We start from the raw sequence: 19,860 nt of genomic DNA, 5'->3' as shown, positions 1-19,860 counted from the left end.
TGTTGTGCGCTCGGGGTGGATCATGGCTTGAGTCCTAACGCCATAGTCGTTTACGGTCAGTCTCACCCGATCCAAGTGAATAGACTATTTTGCCTTTCTCTAGCCAGCTCGGACGCAATTTTTGGTGCTGTTGTTTGCCCGCCACACATTTGCGCGAACTTGTCCGGCAGATGCCTGAGCTGGCCAACTTCCAGTTAGGATCCTAATGTGACGGCGGCAAATCACCCTGATCCTCCCAACCCTTCCCACGATTCGAAAATGAATCACCCCACGCTTCATCTCAACGCAGCTATCGAATCGAGATTGGATTTCTCGATGTTCCCCTCCTTGGCAGTTCTATCGTGCAGGCTGGAGGTCTCCAACAACGGTAACGAATCATTGAATGGCCTGATCGTGGAGATTTCTTCACACCCGGCTCTCATCCGCCCCCTGATCAAGGAAATCCGCGAACTCCTTCCTCAGTCTGCGTCGCAAGTCGAGGAGTTGAATGCGGAGATTGATCGGGATTTTGTTCTAAAGCTGCCGGAGATCTCCACAAGTGACGTCCAAATCCGGATTCTGAAAGATGGCGAAGTCTTGGTTGGCGATAATCAGACCGTCACGGTTGTCCCTCCGTATCCACAGCTCTCTCTAACTTACGACCATTCGATCAACTACGCGTTTCAGCAGAACGCAATCCCGGTCGTAAAGGAGCTGCATCTACAGAACAATGGAGTGCGGAGGAGAAACCTGTTGCTGCGAGTGACGGCAGAGCCAGCCTTTGCTCCCTCAGTGGAGATCCGGCTGCAGTCCATCGAACCCGGAGCGGAATTTCGGGTGTCGCCGCTAGAAGTAAAGCTGAGCCATGATTTCCTTGCAGGCCTCAGCGAGAGAGTGACTGGCTGGCTAAAAGTAGAGATGGTCGAGGGCGAGGAGATTGTTCAATCGCTCACTGAGCCGATTAGCCTTCTTGCGCGGAACGAGTGGTGCGGGCTGGTAGCACTGCCCGAGATCCTAGCAGCATTTGTCTTACCGAACGACCCGGCGGTGATGACCATTCTCGGTAGGGCTTCAGAAATCCTGAAAGAATCGACCGGACGCTCATCGCTCAACGGCTACCAGGACAAAAGCCGGAGTCGGGTCTGGGAGCAGTTGGCGGCGATCTACAAGGCTATCGGGGAATTAGAGATTCGCTACATCAATCCGGCAGCCAGTTTCGAGAATTCAGGTCAGAAGGTGCGCTCCCCGTCGGAAGTGCTCAGTCAGAGGTTTGGCACTTGCCTGGATCTCGCGCTCCTCTTCGCTGCATGTTGCGAACAGGCCGGGCTGCGGCCCTTCGTTCTCATTCACGAGGGTCACGCTTATGCAGGATGTTGGCTGGAAGAAAGAAGCATGCCTGGACCGGCGGGCGACGACCTACAGCAGGTTCGGAAGCTTGTTAAGGAAGAACTGATCACGGTTTTCGAGACGACGACCGTGACCGGCGAGCGGCCTGGCACCTTGAACGATGCCGAGCAGCTGGCAAAACCTCATCTCGAATCGGAAAAGGAGAAGTCGTTCCGCCTGACTCTGGATGTCTATGCTTCACGATCCGCCCGGATCCGTCCGCTGCCGGTACCCGGACAAAGTCCCATCGCCCATGGCCCGGCAGGACAATTGCACCGAAGCTCAACATCCGAAGGTTTCGGGCACCGGGAGTTTCCAGACGAGGTCGTACTTCCAATTTCGAGCCCCGCCAAGCCGGCTAGTAGGATCGATCTATGGAAAAGCCGGTTACTGGATCTAAGCCTTCGGAATCGCCTTCTCAATTTCCGGGAAACCAAATCAACAATTCGCATCCTCTCATCGGAGCCGGAGCACGTCGAAGACGAACTCGCAGCGGAGCGTGAGCTGTCGCTTCGAGCGAAGCCGAAGCTGATGGGTGATGATGACCCTCGCAGCGCTACCGTCTATACCCGCGAACAGCGGGCTGACGCGCTCCACGACCACTTGCGGGAGGAACTCCAGCAAGGGCGGCTGCATACGCACCTTGAGGAGAGCGAGCATGCGCGCCGCCTTACCGAGTTGTTCCGCTCCGCAAGGAACGCGCTGGATGAAAACGGCACAAACACCCTTTTCGCCGCGGTGGGCATTCTGGAGTGGAGGGAGACCGAACATAGTGATCGAGTTCACCGGGCCCCGCTTCTTCTGGTGCCAGTAGAGCTGAAGAGGAAGTCGGTGCTGGAAGGCTTCACGCTTCGCCGGATCGACGAGGAAACCCGCCTCAACGTCACGCTAATGGAAATGCTGCGCCAGCATTTCGGGAAAGAGATCCCGGGGCTCGATCCATTGCCGGAGGACGAAAGCGGTGTGAACGTCACGACGGTACTTAGGATTTTCCGCGACGCCGTTCGCGATCTTGCGGGTTGGGAGGTGAAAACGGAAGTTTGGCTCGGCCAATTTTCCTTCACCAAGTTCCTGCTCTGGAAAGACCTCGCCGACCGTTTAGGCGACCTGACCAAGAATCGAGTGGTGCGACACCTCATCCACGAGGCAGGGACGCCGATTTCGAACCCATCGGAAGACATTCGCGCACAGGAATTGGACGACCGCTTCCACCCCCGGGAGGTGCTTTGCCCGCGCAGCGCCGACTCTTCCCAGCTCGCTGCCGTGATGGCTGCCGCGGAAGGTCATGACTTCGTGCTCGAAGGTCCTCCCGGCACCGGAAAGTCGCAGACGATCACAAACATCATCGCACACTGCCTGGCTGCCGGGAAACGCGTGCTTTTTGTCGCAGAAAAGCGGGCCGCTCTGGACGTGGTGCACCGGAGATTGCGGGAGGACGGACTCGAACCCTTCTGTCTTGAGCTTCACTCCAACAAGACGGGCAAGGCTGACGTATTGGCGCAGTTTGACCGAAGTCTGAAGTTTGCGGAAGAGACAGCTGCCGATGACTGGGATTACCGCGCCGCTGAGCTGGAGCGACTTCGAGCCGGGCTAAATAGTTACACCCGGGCGTTGCATCGTCGCCTTCCATGTGGGCTCAGCGCGCACCATTGCTTCGACTACCTTTTGCCGCGGAGAGACGAGCCGACCGTTCGGCTGGACGAATGGGTCAACCTTCTCGATACCAGCGCCGAGACCTTGGACCGCGCCCGGGATTTATCCCGGCTGATGCAGGAGCGATCCCGTCCTCTCGCTCCGCTCGTGGACCACGATCTAGAGCCCTTAGCCTGCGAGGATTGGTCGCCGGGTTGGGCTGAAAAGACGTTCGACCTCGCAGCAAAACTGGGCTTGGACAGTCGTGCCGCGATCAATTCGACCCGCGACTTGCTCGACTGGATGAAATTTCCCGATGCGCTCTCGCGTGAAGGGCTGTCGCGCCTGCTTTCCCTCATCGAATGCCTGCAAGCGCCAGAGCCGGTGGGGCATGCATTTGCCACAACCTCATGGTCCCAGCTATCGTCTGATCTTGAGGAATGGACAGCCATGGCCCGCGAGCGGAATGGCCTGCGGACTTCGCTTGCGCCGTTGCACGAGCCACAGGCCGAGGGTGCGGTGACGCTTCCCTGCGAGAACTGGTCCTCGGGGGAAGCCGAGATGATTTTCCGGAAGGGCCGCGAGTTGGAGGTTCTGTTGAAGGACGCGTCTGTCGCCGTCGCTGAAGTGATGGTTTGGCTGCGGGCTCCGAGAACCGCAACGACGCGGGCCAGAATGCTGAGGCTGACGGATCTCAGTGAAGCCCTGCTGTCGAGCGAGGAAGTAGGTGCCGCGTTTTCGACCGCACTGTGGGAGAAATCGTCCGATGAGTTGAACCGGTGGATCTCCTTGACGGTGGAACGTGTGGAGCTGAGACAGCGTCTAGAAGGATACGACGAGAACAAGCTGTTGGCGCTCGATCTAGATGTGCTGGACGAAAGGTGGAAGAAGTCCCAGTCCGCGTGGTTTCTCCCCAAGATGCTCCACTTGGGTTTTGTCAGGAAGCACTTGCGCATAGCTCTGCCCGAGAAGGTGAAACCTGATGCTCTAAAGATGGGAGACATCGTGACTGATGCCCTCCGCCTTCGAACCATTAATGGGGAGATGGAGAAAGCCGGTCCCACTGCGGTCGCTCTGCTTGGAAGGAGTTGGCAAAACGGGGAACCCAATGCCGATCACCTTGCCCGGATACGCATATGGGGTGAAACTCTGCACCAGCGCCTGGGCGATGTTGCTGGAGATGACGCCGGCTGGCTTGCGGATATGCGTGCCGTGCTCTCCGGGGCCCTTCCGTCTGGCCCGGCGGCTTTTCATCCGAGCGCTGCCGACGGGCGCCGTCTCGCTGCGGTGCGGCAAACCGTTCTAGGCTACGACTCGGCTTATAGTGAACTCGTGGGCTCTTCATCCTTGCGACGGTCAGCACTGGACGAGGTCGCGCATCATTTTACGGCAGTCGAAGGAGTGCTGTCGGCTTTCCTGCGGGATGCTCCCCGGCTTCGCGCCATCGACTCTGGGTTTGTTACGGCCGCGCAAGTGGCGCAGGCGTGCCTTGGCATCATCTGGAATAAGGGAGAACCCTCGGTCGAAGCCATGACGCGTGCTCGCGAGTGGGGAGGAAAGCTCCATGCGCGGGTGCTTGCCTTTGCCGGAGATGACCTTGGTTGGCTCGCACAGTTTCGAAATCTCCTCGCGAGCCTATTCACCGAAGGGCCATTGGCCTATGCCCCGGAAACCGCTGTCGGGACCAGGATGGCGCAGTTTGGCGAAGCGCTTGCTTCCTTGCACGTCACGTTGGATTCGTTTGCCCACGAGGTCCGGTTGCGGCGCGATAGGATCGACACTTCGTCAGATCATCTGGCCACCATTCTCGCCCTTTCGGACAGAGCCTCTGGAGCGTGGCCGAAAATCCGCGAGTGGTGCTCCTGGCAGAGGGCCCGCCGGGAGTCGGTTGGCATGGGGCTCATGACCGTAGTAGCCCGACTGGAGTCGACGGATGGACAGGTGGATGACATTCCCAGCCTCTTTGAGCGGAGCTTCCGACGGGCGATGCTATTTGCCGTCATCGAAAAAGAGCCGGCGCTCCGCGAATTCTTTGGCCGCGAACACAACGAGCGGATCGAGCGATTTCGTGAACTGGACGACAAGCTCGCGAATCTCTCCCGAGATCTTATCCGGGCTCGCCTCGCTGCGGGCATTCCCCGTGATCGTGGTGATGACGACATTCCGAAGGCGGAGATCGGGCTGCTCCGAAAGGAGATCGGCAAACGTATGCGCCACATCCCGGTTCGCCAACTGCTCGGGCGGATCCCGACGCTGCTTCCCCGGTTGAAACCGTGCGTACTGATGAGCCCGCTGTCGGTTGCCCAATATTTGGAAGCCTCACATGAGAGCTTCGACGTGGTGATTTTCGATGAGGCTTCCCAGATTCCGGTATGGGATTCGATTGGTGCCATAGCCCGTGGCCGGCAGCTTATCATTGTAGGAGATCCGAAGCAGCTTCCCCCGACAAACTTCTTCAGCGGAGGCGGTAGCGACGACGAGGACGACATTACGCCAGAGGAGCACAAGGACTTGGAGAGCATCCTTGACGAACTGATGACCCACGGGCTGCGCCACAAACGTCTGCAATGGCATTATCGGAGCCGCCATGAAGGTCTCATCACGTTCAGCAACCGCCAGTATTACGACAACAACTTGCTCACTTTCCCGTCCCCGGAAATGGCCCACGGCGGCGTACGGTTCCGTCACTTGGCGGGTGCGCGGTACGACAAGGGAAAATCCCGCACCAACCGGGTCGAAGCAGAAGCCTTGGTGAAGGAGCTAACTTCGCGGCTCCGCGACGAAAGGGCGGCGCGCCGTTCCTACGGGGTGGTGACTTTCAGCCAAGCCCAGCAGCAGCTCATAGAAAACCTGTTGGATGAGGAACGTCGCAAATTCCCAGAGATCGAGCAGCACTTCGGCGACGAGCCCCCCGTCGAGGGTGAATCCGTGTTCGTGAAGAACCTGGAGAACGTCCAGGGGGACGAGCGCGACGTGATCTTCTTTTCGATCTGCTACGGGATGGACGAAGCGGGCAAGATCTCGATGAATTTCGGCCCACTCAATCGGGACGGTGGCGAGCGCCGCCTCAACGTGGCTGTGACCCGGGCGAAACATGAAGTGCTCGTTTTCAGCGGCCTCAGGGCGGACCAGATCGATTTGACCCGCAGCCGAGCCCGCGGGGTTAGAGATCTGAAGTATTTCTTGGATTACGCTGACCGGGGCCCACGAGCCCTGATTGCTGCGACCCAAGCTTCAGGCAGTGGTGAGGCTGATTCCGAGTTCGAACGTATGGTGGCAGACCGAATTCGTGCCAATGGGTTTGAAGTGCATCATCAAGTCGGATGCTCAGGCTACCGGGTCGACCTTGCCGTGGTAGACCCTGAAAACCCAGGCCGCTACCTCCTCGGTGTGGAGTGTGATGGCGCGACCTATCACCGAGCGGCTACCGCGCGAGATCGTGATAAGCTCCGCCAAGCAGTTCTTGAGGACTTGGGGTGGAAGCTCCACCGAATCTGGTCCACTGACTGGTGGCATGATCAGGAGGGAGAGATCAACAAGCTGCTGGCTCGCATCAACGAAGTGAAAGCCGAAGCCTTATTGCACCAGGCAGCCGAAGCTGTCGCCTTGCAATCGGACGAACAGGAGGTTGCGTCTCTTGCTGGCCCGGACGGGCTAGCAGCATCGCCAACTGGAATTGCAGCGCCACAATTGAGCTATCGCATTGCTGACTTCAGTATCGTGTCTGATATCGTTCGGCCCGATCATTTCCACAGCGAGGGCTACGATGCGAGCCTGGCCGAGCTAATCGCCCATACGGTTCAGGCTGAGGCTCCGATCCACGAGGATCTCCTGATCCAGCGGATCGCAAGATTGCACGGCTTTCAGCGAGCAGGAAATCTGATTCGGGAGCGTATCCGGACGTTAGCCCACCAGAATCATCACTGTCGGAAAGATCCCGATGGGGCTTCCTTCATCTGGCCAAATTCCGACGCGGCCGATTCCTGGAGCACCTACCGTAGCCATTCAGCAGATGAGCAAGTCCGCAGTTTAGAGGAGGTTTCGTTCGCAGAGCTAAGGGCAGCCGCCAGTGCAGTCAAAGGTACTGATCTACCGATCGAGGTTGCGCGAATCTTCGGGATTCGTCGTCTATCCGGCTCGTCGAGGTCGCGCCTTGAGCAGGCATTGCGCCTGGAGAGCGATCCAGCAGACAGCCACTGAACCGAGTATTTAAACTTCGCGGCCTTCAACGGCGATGGGAGCGGACGAATGGTTGTACGCCATGCTTTTTTGGAGCATGACGCACACTTCCAATCTCACTGCTGATTCTCCTGCAAACTTCGAAGGCAGCCGCTGGGTCGCGCGAGCGACCGTCGCAATGGTGGGCTTTCTTGGCGTGGCCTCATTTGCCCTCTCCTATGAGGCACTCCGCTCCCTAGCGATTGAGACGGGCGCTCTTTCTGCCAGCGCAGCCTGGCTCCTCCCGATCTTGGTTGACGGAGCCGCAATCATCTTCTCGCTTTCGGCGTTCCAGGCGTCCGCCAGGGGAGCAGAGAAGGACCGTCGCTGGTTCTTCTCGCTGGTTGTGGTGATCACTCTGGTGTCGGTGGCGTTCAACGTGGCACACGCGAAGAAGGGCATCGTCCCTGCCGCGATCGCAAGCCTCCCGCCCATTTTGCTCTTTGCGGCGTTCGAGAGCCTTCTCCGTCAGTTCAAGCCCCACACGACGACGAAGAGACCTGCCGCACGCCCAAAACGCTCCGAGATACCGCGGGACGCACGGGAAACGTCACCGGTTGAAGAGGCGGGCGAACGGAAGGCGCGAGCGCTTGCCCTGGCAGTGGAGGGAATGTCGAACGCAGCCATCTCCCGTGAACTCGGTGTATCCCCCGCAACGATCTCTCGCTATCTCCGCGACCGGGTTCGGGTTTCCTGACGCCCTCCGGAACAGCCATTCGGACCGCTACGATCTCGGCGTCTGTTCCTACCACAAAGCCTTTAACGGACTACGCAGGAGCCGATCCTCAGTTCCGCTTCGACGACGACAAAAGTAGGCGTCAATCGGGAGGAGAATCGACTCTCTCTCGTATCCTTTGCATGAGGTCGGCCGCCACGGACGCTTCTGGAGGCACATGACCACCCTCGACGCCGTGAACATTATAGATTGAGACCGCTCTCTCTATGAAGAAAAGAGCTTCGGCATACTTCTTCTGTCGAAAGAGAATCTCCGAAAGATTGAGGAAGTCAGGAGCCAAAGTCGGATGATTTGCCCCAAAAGCGTCCTGATCGATCTGGACAGCCTGCCGAAGTTTGGATTCCGCATCCTCCAGTTGCCCGTGGGCCACTTTCAACAACGCCCAATTGTTGAGAACTCGGGCGACATGGGGGTGACTTTTTCCACGATATTCTGTGTCCAGATCGAATGCGAGGCGGAAGGCATCTTCTGCCTCGATTAAACGGCCACTCTGCCTCAGTAGCTCACCCAGGTTGTTCAAACAAACCGTCTGCCAAGGATTGCTCTTACCGTGCTCTTTTTCGTCCGCTTCAAGCGACTTCCTGAGCATAGACTCCGCCTCTTCCGTCTCACCTAGAACGAAGAGGGTTTCCCCCAGAGAACTGAGGCAGATCGACAGCATCGACTTCCGCGTTTCCTCGGAGAGAGTAACAAGATCAAGAGCGCGGCGGAAAACATCGCGTGCTTCTGCGATTTTGTGGTTGGCGCGTAGTAGTTCTCCGAGATTGTTAAGCGGAACAACCAGTTGGTCATGACGACGACCATACTGCATTTCCGCTAATTTCAGCGCGCGACGGTATAGAGTCTCAGCTTCGTCAAACTGCCCCCTCAATCTTAGGTCGCCCGCCCAATTGTTGAGCACAGTGGTATAAAGATCGTCCTCCTCCCTAAGTCTGAGCTGAACAAGGTCCCAGGCTTGATCCAACATCCGGGCCGACGACTCATAGTGAGCTCTAGATTGCTCAAAAACGGCTGCCCGGTTCTTCCACACAATTGCAGGACGCCACATTTGTTCGACCTCCAGGTGTTCGACCATCCGGATTACATGGGGAAGGATAGCGTCCCAGCGGTCCCAACGGGTTGGATCTTGAGGATTGCCGATCTCAGCGCTGTCGACAAGCCTCTTCAGCCCTTCCAGAAAGAGCGCCTGATTTTGGCTGCTGGAAATCTGATGTCGCGTTACCTCGGAGACAAGTGGGTGAATGGTGCAACCGGTCCCATCTCCGGTCCATGTCGCAAAATGCCATACAGCTAGCCCTCCTAGAACTTCCTCGATGCTCTCTCCCGCTTGGGAGCCGCTGAACAACCATCGGGGAATCGCTCCCGAATCAACGAACGAAAGCATGCCTAAAAGGAGGCGTTCAGACTTTGAGAGCTCACCGAACGTAACCAGCCAGGTCTGTGCAACGGATACCGGATATTCAACCATGCTTGCTCCTCTCCAGTCGAGGACAGCGGCTGCCGCTGTATCCAGCTTCGACAAATATCCCGCAAATCCGAGGCGCAGTTTCTTGATGTAGGCAGCTGCATGTTCCAATGCCAGGGGGAGCCCTCCTAACCTAGCCGAGAGTCTGCCCGAAAGGTTCCCGTCATCACCCGTCGATGCTCGCAATCCTTGAGTCGATTCAAGGAGGTAGTCGCGACCATCATCATCTTCGAGAAAGGCCAGATCGATAGAAAACACGCTTGCGGGCCATTCAGCGCTACGACTTGTAATGCAAACGTGTCCGCGGACAAAATTAGGCATCAATCGAAGGATTGCAGAGATAGATTCACGCGTGTCCACATTGTCGAGGATCAGAAGCCAACCGCTTCTGTCCCGGAACCACTGAAGAGCGTTAGAGTACTGTTCCTCCAAATCCGCAACCGGTTGAAGACCCATTAGATCCGGTGAAGCTAAAGCAGCAATCTGCGCTTTCAATGTCACAGGCTCCGATGCCGAAACGTAGAACAAAGCCCGGTAGTCATTCTTGTGACGCCAGGCATACTCAACCGCGAGGCGGGTTTTGCCCACGCCACCCAAGGCATGAATGACGACGGGTCGCCCCCCTTCCGAATGGTTGCGAGCCCCTGAAGACGAATTCTCCGTTGCTGGTTCGTCGAAGTGTTTCCGCAATGTAGAAAAAACTTCGTCCCGGCCTTTAAGTAGCGGCCCGATCGAAGAGAACGGAAGATTGTAGACCAACTCCCGCTCGGTACCAGCCGGTCTGCCGGGAATGCGGATTTCCTTCTGGAGAAACGCCTCGACGGCGGCGATACGATCCAGTTCTAGCGTGCGGACATGCGAAAGGAATTCCGAGAGATCCGTGGTTCGGATGGCAGGATCCCGGCAAGGCTCGAAGTTTGCGGACGCCTTCGGCTGTGTTGGGCTCTTGTTGACAAGAAAGAAGATGACAATCTGATCGTAGCGTTCGGACATCTTTGTTCGAACCGCCATCTCGTGAACTTCGCGGATCTTCTTGCCGGAATCATCAATGGTAATCTGATATGCAAGCCGCCGGGCGGCATCTTCAAGATCGATGCCCGGGTAATTCCTTTTGAGTGTATTTGCGTTTACCAGATCGCAATCGAAAACCATGTTGAGCAACCTGGAAAAAAAATCCTCCGCCAGGACCGCAGGCGAAGTGAGGTTCTGAGAAGCCTGAAGCTTGAGATAGCCGGAAAGCCAGGACAGCCGGGAGGCAATGCTACTGATCAATGGTTCGCGTTCGAGCACAGGGGAGCCTTACCGATTCTCCTGTGCGTGGGAAGAGCATGGTGGCCTCCCCCACGAATGGAGTCTCAGGTCCTCCCGCGATTCCAGTCTGATCGGCTTGCTTTTCTAGTTCGCCGGTGATTTGGGCCTGGTGCCGACCGCCTGTAGTATGCTTACCAAGCTCAGATCTGCAAACTCGGGACCGTCTCCGGAATCCCGGGCAATCACTTCTTGAATCCAGATCGTCGATAGCGGCAGCGCGGTCTCATCGACGTTCTGCGCTCCCGCCGGACTAATCCATTGGTTCGTCATCATCACCCGATGCAACCAAAGTCGTGATGGGTGGAGTGACCTCGCGGACCATCAGGACGCGCCCTTGTGGGCTCTCTGGGAGCAGGAAGTAACACCGCTTACATCCGCCACACTGAACAAGCGTGTTAGTGGCTGGGAGAACCCCGGTACCGGTTCTGCCCAATAGCGGCCTGGAATACCCACATGGGCAACGCCATGCTGCGTTGTTGCCAGTTCGAACGGCCTCTAACGGAATGCCGTTTTCGTCAGCCAATTTCTCGGTATCACTGAAGACCTCAATGGGAATGTCGTTCTGGCTTTGACCAATGGGTGAATCCACCCGCTCCTACTAGGTCTTCCTTCGGATAATCCAAGAAATAAGGCATGCGAACCTAACCCTACTCGCCGCCGTCGGATTTCACACTGCGATTTCGGCGCTTCAGTTTTGTATTGGCTTGGTTTCGGCAGCGGCGACACGTAGAGTTGTTACCCGGGTAGAAACCTTCCTTCGGTTTGTTAGTCTTGCACGCCTTGCAATGGAAGTGCCCTTCCGGCACCACCACCTCGGGCTCAGGCTCCTTCAATCGCACCGGCGGATCGAGAGAGACCGGGATGTCGGCGATGAACGACCAGTTTCCCAAATTCGGGCCTAGCAGTCCCGGCGCGATCCTGAACGCGGTGATCTCCGGTCCACGGAAATATATCTCCGAGAAAATCCGCTGAAGGAATGCCTTCTTCTCCTTGGTGGTTCCCTGAGCGGGCCATCCCTTCACGCCTTCGGCAATCTGGCGTGCAATATCCGATAGCTCGTCCTGGTCGGATGATTGCTCGCTGCTAGACCCGACCGATCGGACGAGGAATGCTTTCTCCTGTTCGATTTTCATCCGCCGCTCCTTCGCTTCTGCGGTCGAGATTGCTCCGTCTACCAGCGCGTCAACAATCCGTCGGTCGCGCTTCTCCAGGTCAGCGAGCTTGTCATTGATCGACTCGCTGAAGTCCAGCGAAACGATCTTCCCCGCCTGCTTTGTCCGCGCGTTCGCGATCACCGCCTCAACAAACGACGTATCGGCGAGGAAGCGGCAGACAAATGCCTCAAGGAGTTCGTCCATCTCCTCCATGGGACTCCAGCCCTGGCGGCACTTCACGTTGCCCGCCTTCTTCGTCTGCGTCTCGTGGTGTGTCCGGCAGATGTAGTGTCCTTTGGTGGATGACTTCTCCGACAGCTTCCGGTTCCGACGTTTGCAGTAGATGCGCTGAGTTCCACAATACCCGCATCTGGCCGTCCCGGAAAGGAGGTTTCCTTCGTGACGTTCGGCGACGGCGACCTCGTGGTTCTCCCTAATCCCTCGAAGTAGTTCTTGGACTCTATTCCAGCGTTCATCGCTCACGCATTGATCCTCAGGTGAAAAGATTCTCACCTCAATCACGCGGTCGGCCGGCCGTTTGATCTTCGGTCGATCCCCTTGCCGTCCGCCCTTCTTCACCGTCTTCTTCGATTGGTCCCGAAACTTGTCGTAGATTCTCACCCCCCGATAAACCGGGTTCTTCAATGCGTTCTTAGTGGTCGCCGCGCTCAAGTTTCCTGCACGTCTTCCAATTTCACTGAGATTGCGCAAACCCTCCTCATCAATGAGTCGATATGCTTCGATGACCTTCACGATGTCAGGAGTGAACGTATAGCGCTCTGCCTTCCTGTCGTACCCAATGCCGAGGGGAAGCGTGATGTGGCTCTGAGGGTTTTGTCCGCGTGCGCGTTTAGCCTCCTTACTCTGCATCATTCGCTTGAGCATCTGCATGCGCTCGTGGCCACCGAGCAGCGCCAAAATGCCTCCGCTCAAGAATCCTTCGGGCGAGGCGAGGTCGTGGATTGTTCCGCCGAGATCAAGCAATACGCCATTCCGCTGGCATGCTCCAAGGAGTGCGAACGAGTTCAATTCCTCGGGCCTCCCCAGCCGTGACATTTCGGAACAAAGGACGATGTCGATCTCCTTCCGTTCGATCCGTTCAATCAAACCCATGATCTCTGGCGCGTAGTGGAGCGAGGTTCCACTGACATCCACGAGTTCGATCTGTTCCACCACATCGTAAAGTTTCTCCCGCGCGACACGTTCGACCACTTCGCGCTGACGAGCGATACCCGCACGTCCGTCCGCCGCCTGTTCGGCGGTGCTCACGCGGACGAGAGTGACACATCGCGGAGCACGCCGCGTCTCTGCCTGATAGTCTGGTAGAATTGCCAAACTTTGATTACACCACATTGCACAATATCTCGATAAGACTTGTAGGGGGTTCCTTCCCAGGCAGGCGTCCCCAGTCAACGAGGACGCCTGCCTGCCCGTGAGACCATAGTTCAGGCCGCTGCCCCTTCTTCGTCGCCATCCGGGCCTTCACGGAACTTGCGCATTTCCTCCTCAAGCTCAGGCATGAAGCGGAGAATGTCGTGTTCGTTCAGGTGCAGCTCGTAGGTGCGAACTCCCTTGGACTTGGCTCCACGGCGGACAATTTCGGGATACTGCGAATGAAGGTGCCAGAGCCTGGTTCCGAGGTCGCCGCTCGCAGTGAGCAACTGGCGAAGCCGGAGTGCAGGCACCTTGCTGCTCGCTTCCAGGAGCTGGTGGAGTTTGAAACTTTTGCCCTTCCACAGCAAGATCCGCTCGGTAGTTGTGTCCGGCAGCTTCATCATGTAGCGGTCCTTGAGCACCTCGCAGAGGATCTCCATCAGTTCGGTCTCCGGCGACAGGTCGTTTAGCGCCTCCAACAATTCCGGGTGTTGATACGCGGCGATGCGTGTGCGGTGGTTGCGTTCCGACTCCTTGATCTGGTGCTCTTCGAGCAGGTAGTGGAGGAGATGAGGTACCTCGCTGAAGAGCAAGTCGATCATCTCGTCCTTGGCCTCCGGGTCGACCGGGAACGTGCCATCGACCTTCTGAACCTTTAGGAGCGAGATCTTGTCTCCCATCGATTCGTCCAGTGTGGGAAGGCAGAGCAAGTTCCCATCGTTCAGCGCAAACATTAGGAGGCTGTGAACAGGCATCATGACCGGGTTACAGTACTTCTTCTCCACGCGAACCTCGTTCGAGAACATCCACTGCTTGATCGACTGGGCAATGCTATCGCGAGTTTTGTGATCCTTCGCGGCCATTTCGTCGTCAATCACCAGAACCTCAGCCGAGATGAGTTCGGAATTGAACCGAGTTTCTCCCTTGAAGTAACGGTAGGGGTTCGCGGTGCGTTGGCCGAACATCCGTGCGACAAGGGCAAGGAGGAGTGTCTTGCCACAACCCTTCGGTCCCGCAAATGCGACGGCCGGGAGCGGCTGGCGAGCCCAGACCATGTTCTGGTCAGCACGGATGCTGCGCATATGCCGCGCGAACACAGAGAGCACTCCATACAGGTGCGTTGCCTGTTCGTCGCCGAGTAACCGAACGATGAACGCATGCAGGTTTCCGTAGTTGCCGGGAGAAGCATCCGGCGCGGAAGCTTCGGAAGGGATGAGGACGCGATCCCCGGACGGTGACTGATGCAGGCCGCAGCTGAACCCAGCAGCAGAAAGGACGCTGTCCATCGAGTGTTGGTTCTGAATCTGGATGATCGCGTCCGTAACTGCCGCCTTCAGTTCATCGTCCGTGTATCCCCGCTCGACGAGGTCGAGCATGACCCGAACCCGCACGTCGCCGCCGCAGAGTGGAATGAAGCGACCATCAGGCGTGCGGAACTGGTATTCCTTCGCGCCGTAAAAGAAGTCGCGAATGACCTCCGCCACATCCTCATCCTTCAGGACCTTGCCTTGCTTCTTCGGAAGCTTCTTATCCAGATTCTTGAGGATCTTGTTTAGCGGATGATCTTCAGCTGGGAGGCGAGCGATGGGCAACCGTGTTCCTTCACTGGAATCCTCCGGCGAGACCGCGCCCTTTTCCATCCTTCCATTTTGTTCCGGAGGAGCGATTTCGAAGTCTCCGTCGTGAGCCGTCTCTTCTTCCGGGGAGGCGTTCGGCTTCTTGGCGAGAGAGGCGTCGGCCTCCGCTTGGGGCTCTACGTCGTGGTCGTTCTGGTTGTTGTTGTCGTACATATCGTGATTGGTCGGCTCGTGTTCAGGCGAGATAGAGAAGCTTCTGGAGCGCGGTGCTTTTGTCGGGGAAGGTTCGGAGGCATCCCGGAAGGCGAGTCATGCGAGAGGGGTTGCTCGTGCTGGGGTCGAACCCGAGGCGAACGAGGCGGGCGTAAACGCGCCGGGCCAGGGTTCGGAACTCATCGTGATCCCGAGCCGAGATTCGGATCAGCGCATGGATGCTCTTCCCGCCGGTGTGAACCGCGCTCACAATCGGGAACCCGAGATCTAGCAGCTTAAGAAGAAGGGTTGCCTGAAGATCCAAATGGAGGGCGTCACTCTCGATTAGCACGTAGTCGAACCCTGCGATGTCCCGATCACAGTGGCATCCGAGCTTCCCGGAGCCTTGGCCGACAACCGGGTTGAATCGGAGGAATCCACCCGGTGCGACCGATGGAATCGCGCCCTTGTACTCCGGGCATAGTAGTTCCTCGGTCTGGAAGGTAGGACCGGGGAACTCGGGTCGCGCCCTGTCGCTCGCGATGAGGTTGTAGAGTTGGCCGGGACGAAGGATGCGAGTGAGGAAAGCATCGCACTGCTCTCCGGGCTCAGCCGGGATTGGGACGGGTGAACTAGCCTTAAGCACCCCGATGGGATCGACGGGCAATCGCTCACCCGTCAGCAAGAGTGCGTTGCGGTGCGCCTCTTGAGCGGTTACTTGCGGAGTGCCGCGCGGGACGCGGCCGGAGGTGGGTGTCGGCGTGGTTGCCATATGGGATCAATGGACGTCGCCTGATCCTTGCTGGCGAATGAATGGTCTTAACTGTTTTGATTCCTCTTAAACTCTCCCATTTCCTTTGCCTGTGATCGGCGGGCTAGCCACCAGACAATTCAGATCTGGCTGCTCCGGCCATCGAGTGGGGCAGCCCGCAATTGGGATGTTTTGCTCCGGATGCAAGTTACGGCGCTGAAGTCTTCTCATCCGGATCAGGAAACCCTTCCCCGGTCCCCGGCTCGCTATTTTTGAGGGCATCCCCCCGGGAGGGTATCAGGGCAACTGGCAGCCCCCAAGGGGAGGGAGTCAGGGACAAGAATCGCCCCACCGGTGGGCGCATTCCTGCACAGCACCAAATCGGCGGCCATTTGGGGGGAGCAAAGGGAATTTTAAGGTAGGTGAAGAGACAAGACTCCACCGACCTCCGAGAAACTACCACCAGACTTCTCATCAGCCTTTTGGCCGAGCTCCCGTTTGACACTGGACGCGAAGGCGAAAAGTACCTCCTCTACGAACGCTTTGCGCTCACACGCGAGACCAAGCGGGGTGCCGTTGGCGGCTGGGCGCTGATGGGCGTTCTTATTTGTACGCGCCTCATCGAAGCTTCCATCCTTTTCGGTCCGCCAGTGGCAGGTCGACTGGAGATGCTCCAGCGGTGGGACCGTTACACCGAGGAGGAAATGCGCGAGTTATTGGAGAAGCAATTCGGGAAGAAGCATCCTTTGAAGGCCCTGGCAAAGAGCAAGGAGTTCAAGCCGTTGCATTCGGCTCTTCGCCAGCCTGGGTTGGATTTTTCCCCTGTGGGCTCTGCGATCATCAGCCTTCTAAACGACTTCATGGAGCCGCACAAAGGGTTGAGGAAGAATAGCGATGGGGATTGGCAGAGCATTCGAACGGGAATCGGAGCGGCATTTGATCGTGTCAATGCACGAGTCGATGAATGCTTCAAGCCGAGCATGGGGAAGGTACGCATTCGGCCTGCCAAACTTAGATAGCCGTCCGCCGTGCGCAATGGGGGCTCCAGCGTGGGTTGCCCTTCCTTAAGTTACCGACGAACTTTTCGACAACGTCCTACCCCTCCACCCCTCCCCAGAGGAGGGGTGGAGGGGGTGGAGGTCCTTCACAAGTAGGCTTCTTTGCTTGGGTCACGCTTCCAGCCGGAAAGCAAGCCGGCTTGCCAAAGCTGCCGGGAAGGGCACGCGATTCGAGAGTTCCTCGGTAGAGCGTGCGTCCACTTCGAATTATTCCCCCATCACGACGCTGCACCATAGTTCACGATCCATCACTACCCGGTCGTCTCGTCCTGGATATTGTCCTGTATGAAAGGTGGGGGCGGGGCGGTGAATGCTTGGTCATCTTACGGCCCTTGCGGACGTGCTCGAGCCTGACCGAAAGCGGCTCAGGAAAGGTCCCGGACCGCGCCGGTGTCATTATGCTTCCACCGGATCGTAACTTGTGACGGAATTATCGGCTCTGAAGCGCATCGCAACAGCAGGCTACCCTCGGATGAACAAGAAGGCCCTCACCGAAACCGATGTTCGTACCAAGCTCAGCACCCCTGCGGTCGTTGGGGAGAATGGCTGTCAGGCGGGCCTCGACTGGGAGAGAGACATCAATCTTGGAATCTTGATGACGATTTCGACTCTCCTCGCCGAACAACGATTGAATCGTGGCAAAAAAGGAGCAGTTAATGGTCTCGGTCGACCACTTGGAAAAACAGCACGCCGCGTCACACGAGAGCGCCGTAAAGCCGCTGGAGGCAGTGGATTCCAAGCTTTTTCGCGGGCAGTAACTCAAATGAGGATACTAGAATGAATCCGCTACTGGCTGACCTCACATCGGGACTTGAACAAGAGGAGAAGGATGAGCTGGGTCGACGGGTCGAGCTGATGGAGGCTGAATTCAATTTCATCCAGGAAGCAAAACCTCACGAAGTGGAGCTCGCTACCAAATATGGGTGGACCGCGAGAAAGCTTTCGGTCGTTTTCTGCCTCAATAGCTTCTATCAGCGCATAATCGCTCCGCTATGGGCGTCTTCTCAGTCTCCTTCGGTGATCGGGTCTACGGTGCCAATCCGCTACGGCAAATCGATCTTGTTCGATGCGAAAAGGAACGCCGCGGTAAACAAGATGAGCCTTAGATTCGTGAAGATTTGCGAGGCTTTTCAAGTCACTCGCAAAATGCTGGAGGCGCAGCGCGCAAGCGATTTGATCTGGATTGTGACTCATCCCCCTTACAGCGAAGATGCCAAAGAATCAGGACGATGACGCTTGGGTGACCGAGGTGAAGCGGGTCGTTAAGGCTTTCTGCAAGGACTATAAGGTGGTGTATGCTGTCAAAAAGCGCGAGCGGGCTGCCTCGTTCGAGATTGGCTGCCTCCATATGCTTCTTAGGAACTACGAGGAAGTTGGATCGCTCTCCCCTGAAAACTTGAACGAGAAGGGTGAATTTCGCTACCTCACGTCGCCGAATGGGAACCCAGAGAATTTCTCGTGGATACGTCTGAACATTGAAGGTGAAGACTTTGAGATCAGGCAACAGGTAAGGGTGAGATCTCACTGGCACGCCGACGTGGCCTTTTGTCCGGACATTATCGTGTTGAAACCAGGGACGACAGTGGAGGCTGACTTTGACGAAGACTACGCCAACGGGAAGCGTAAGTTCTTCGTGGTGTCTAGTGAGCAGGTGGTGTCGGCCCACGAGTGTAAATCACTCAGTCCATTCCCTGAATTGCTAGTTTCCTTCACAGGCATGTTCCAAGCGGCCCACAAGTGGTTTGCCTCCGGTTCGGTGGACTATCTGAATGCTGACGGTAAGCATCTCGCTCCGTGCCTTTTTATCGGAGGAGATTCTCGGCCGATTCAGCGAAGGATGATCGCCGCGCTGGAAGATGTGTTTCCGATCAATATTGTTGCCGGCCTTCATTGGGGACGATTCAAGGTATCCAGAGGATCGGATAAAGCGAAGTATCTCGCCGATTCATTGTTTGCTCCTCAACAAGCTCCTTCAAGTGGCACCGGGAATCGAAAGACGCGTTCGAGGCTCAGACTCCGTCGAGGCATAGATCTCGGAGATTAGGATGTCGGTTCGGATGACGGATAGAAAGCGACTATCCCCATTGCGCCCACGAGATGGGCCAACTTGTTTCCTGTATGCTTCCGATTCACGGAATGGAAGGCACGTTCCCACTTGTCGCATAGGTCGCACGTCCCTCCCGAGCCGCCACCTTTCCAAAAAGAAGGCAGGAGGCTCCTACCCCTCCTTCCCTCCCGCTGGGCAGGCTACTCCAGCTGTGACCCCTTCGGGCGAGCAGCGGTCTTGAGCCGGTTGATGAGCTTCCACGTGCTTCGGAGGTGCCACCCGGTCCCACCTGGCGACAGGACGCCTCTCTCGTTGAGAGCCTCCATGGTAGCCTTTACCGTCTTGATGCCCTCAGACCGCAGTTCGCTGACTATCGACTCGTAGGTGAATGCCTTCTTCGTCGCCTCTGCTTTGTGACGCTTTGCCAAGGCTCGGCCGGTTGCACCGAGAAGGTGGCCACGAGGCCCGTTCTTCAACGCTGCGAGAGCGGCTTTGGTGCGCTCCGAAATTCTTCGTCCTTCTTCTTCTGCGAATGCTGCTTGCAGGTGCAGCCAGAAGCGATCCCTAGTGGGATGCTCGATACTCAGGAAATCCAGACCCTTGATCTCCATTAGCCCGGAGATGAAATGAACCTTCCGCGACAGTCGGTCGAGCTTCGCCAGCAGGAGTGTGGCGCGATACTTCCTGCAGAAAGCCAGCGCTTCATTGAGAATCTTCCGTTCGTTCTTCTTTCCAGATTCAGCTTCGACGAATTCCGCGAGCAGCTCGCCGTTGGATTGGCGAGTGAATTGTCTCACCGCTTCTCGCTGAGCCTCCAAGCCGAGCTGCTGTCGGCCAGTGCTCACCCGGAGATAGCTAACAAACCTTTGGTTTTCCTTCATCCCGAGTATTCCAACACAGGCTGTAATTCCCCATGAACGTCGGTTCGCCCGTATTCGCGATATTCTGAGACAGTTCAGGTGCAATGCCCGGGAAAATGG

The 19,860-nt window shown here is 57.2% G+C and carries 11 protein-coding genes; 6 read left to right on the top strand and 5 right to left on the bottom strand.

Features of this window, described 5'->3' with window-relative positions; genetic code table 11:
• Positions 1-258: 258 nt before the first annotated feature.
• Together BV071_RS32950 and BV071_RS13850 are read left to right on the top strand one after the other, a co-directional pair.
• Positions 259-7,197, top strand: coding sequence for a DUF3320 domain-containing protein (locus BV071_RS32950; protein WP_081885985.1), 6,939 nt, complete (start codon positions 259-261; stop codon positions 7,195-7,197).
• Positions 7,198-7,273: 76 nt separating this feature from the next.
• Positions 7,274-7,912 carry a DUF2637 domain-containing protein gene (locus tag BV071_RS13850; protein WP_265594420.1) on the top strand — a complete coding sequence of 213 codons (639 nt, stop codon included), beginning with the start codon at positions 7,274-7,276 and terminating at the stop codon, positions 7,910-7,912.
• A gap of 121 nt (positions 7,913-8,033) precedes the next feature.
• On the opposite strand, the gene BV071_RS13845 is transcribed toward BV071_RS13850, so the two are convergent.
• The 4 genes from BV071_RS13845 to BV071_RS13825 form a co-directional block, all read right to left on the bottom strand.
• Positions 8,034-10,706, bottom strand: coding sequence for a tetratricopeptide repeat protein (locus tag BV071_RS13845; protein ID WP_265594419.1), 2,673 nt, complete (start codon positions 10,704-10,706; stop codon positions 8,034-8,036).
• 668 nt (positions 10,707-11,374) lie between these two features.
• Positions 11,375-13,150, bottom strand: coding sequence for a recombinase family protein (locus BV071_RS13835; protein ID WP_265594418.1), 1,776 nt, complete (start codon positions 13,148-13,150; stop codon positions 11,375-11,377).
• A 176-nt stretch (positions 13,151-13,326) separates the two neighbouring features.
• The gene (locus BV071_RS13830; RefSeq protein ID WP_035608064.1) at positions 13,327-15,045 is read right to left on the bottom strand and encodes a primase-helicase family protein; all 1,719 of its coding nucleotides are present in this window, start codon (positions 15,043-15,045) and stop codon (positions 13,327-13,329) included.
• A 22-nt stretch (positions 15,046-15,067) separates the two neighbouring features.
• Entirely contained in the window at positions 15,068-15,691 is a 624-nt protein-coding gene (locus BV071_RS13825; protein WP_265594417.1) for a hypothetical protein, read from the bottom strand.
• 506 nt (positions 15,692-16,197) lie between these two features.
• Here BV071_RS13825 and BV071_RS13820 point away from each other — a divergent pair.
• The 4 genes from BV071_RS13820 to BV071_RS13810 all read left to right on the top strand — a co-directional run bounded on the left by BV071_RS13820 (position 16,198) and on the right by BV071_RS13810 (position 18,877).
• Positions 16,198-16,794, top strand: coding sequence for a hypothetical protein (locus tag BV071_RS13820; protein ID WP_035608059.1), 597 nt, complete (start codon positions 16,198-16,200; stop codon positions 16,792-16,794).
• Positions 16,795-17,305: 511 nt separating this feature from the next.
• Positions 17,306-17,614 (top strand): hypothetical protein, encoded by a 309-nt coding sequence (locus BV071_RS35400; protein WP_265594416.1) that lies wholly within the window; start codon positions 17,306-17,308, stop codon positions 17,612-17,614.
• Positions 17,611-18,066 (top strand): hypothetical protein, encoded by a 456-nt coding sequence (locus BV071_RS13815; RefSeq protein WP_035608058.1) that lies wholly within the window; start codon positions 17,611-17,613, stop codon positions 18,064-18,066. The genes BV071_RS35400 and BV071_RS13815 overlap by 4 nt, the downstream gene beginning before the upstream one ends.
• Entirely contained in the window at positions 18,044-18,877 is an 834-nt protein-coding gene (locus BV071_RS13810) for a hypothetical protein (protein ID WP_052573339.1), read from the top strand. Before BV071_RS13815 ends, BV071_RS13810 begins: the two co-directional genes overlap by 23 nt.
• Positions 18,878-19,080: 203 nt before the next feature.
• Here BV071_RS13810 and BV071_RS13805 read toward each other — a convergent pair whose 3' ends face one another.
• Positions 19,081-19,761, bottom strand: a complete 681-nt coding sequence (locus BV071_RS13805; RefSeq protein ID WP_035608056.1) for a recombinase family protein — start codon at positions 19,759-19,761, stop codon at positions 19,081-19,083.
• Positions 19,762-19,860 lie beyond the last annotated feature (99 nt).

This window comes from Haloferula sp. BvORR071 (assembly GCF_000739615.1).
GTDB lineage: Bacteria > Verrucomicrobiota > Verrucomicrobiia > Verrucomicrobiales > Akkermansiaceae > Haloferula.
This window is presented reverse-complemented; position numbering and strand designations above follow the sequence as displayed.

Bases quoted from the DNA above. Each gene is read 5' to 3' on its own strand.
- BV071_RS13805 (WP_035608056.1), bottom strand. From the start codon at position 19,761: ATGAAGGAAAACCAAAGGTTTGTTAGCTATCTCCGGGTGAGCACTGGC.
- BV071_RS13810 (WP_052573339.1), top strand. From the start codon at position 18,044: ATGCCAAAGAATCAGGACGATGACGCTTGGGTGACCGAGGTGAAGCGG.
- BV071_RS32950 (WP_081885985.1), top strand. From the start codon at position 259: ATGAATCACCCCACGCTTCATCTCAACGCAGCTATCGAATCGAGATTG.
- BV071_RS13815 (WP_035608058.1), top strand. From the start codon at position 17,611: ATGAATCCGCTACTGGCTGACCTCACATCGGGACTTGAACAAGAGGAG.
- BV071_RS13850 (WP_265594420.1), top strand. From the start codon at position 7,274: ATGACGCACACTTCCAATCTCACTGCTGATTCTCCTGCAAACTTCGAA.
- BV071_RS35400 (WP_265594416.1), top strand. From the start codon at position 17,306: ATGAACAAGAAGGCCCTCACCGAAACCGATGTTCGTACCAAGCTCAGC.
- BV071_RS13830 (WP_035608064.1), bottom strand. From the start codon at position 15,045: ATGTACGACAACAACAACCAGAACGACCACGACGTAGAGCCCCAAGCG.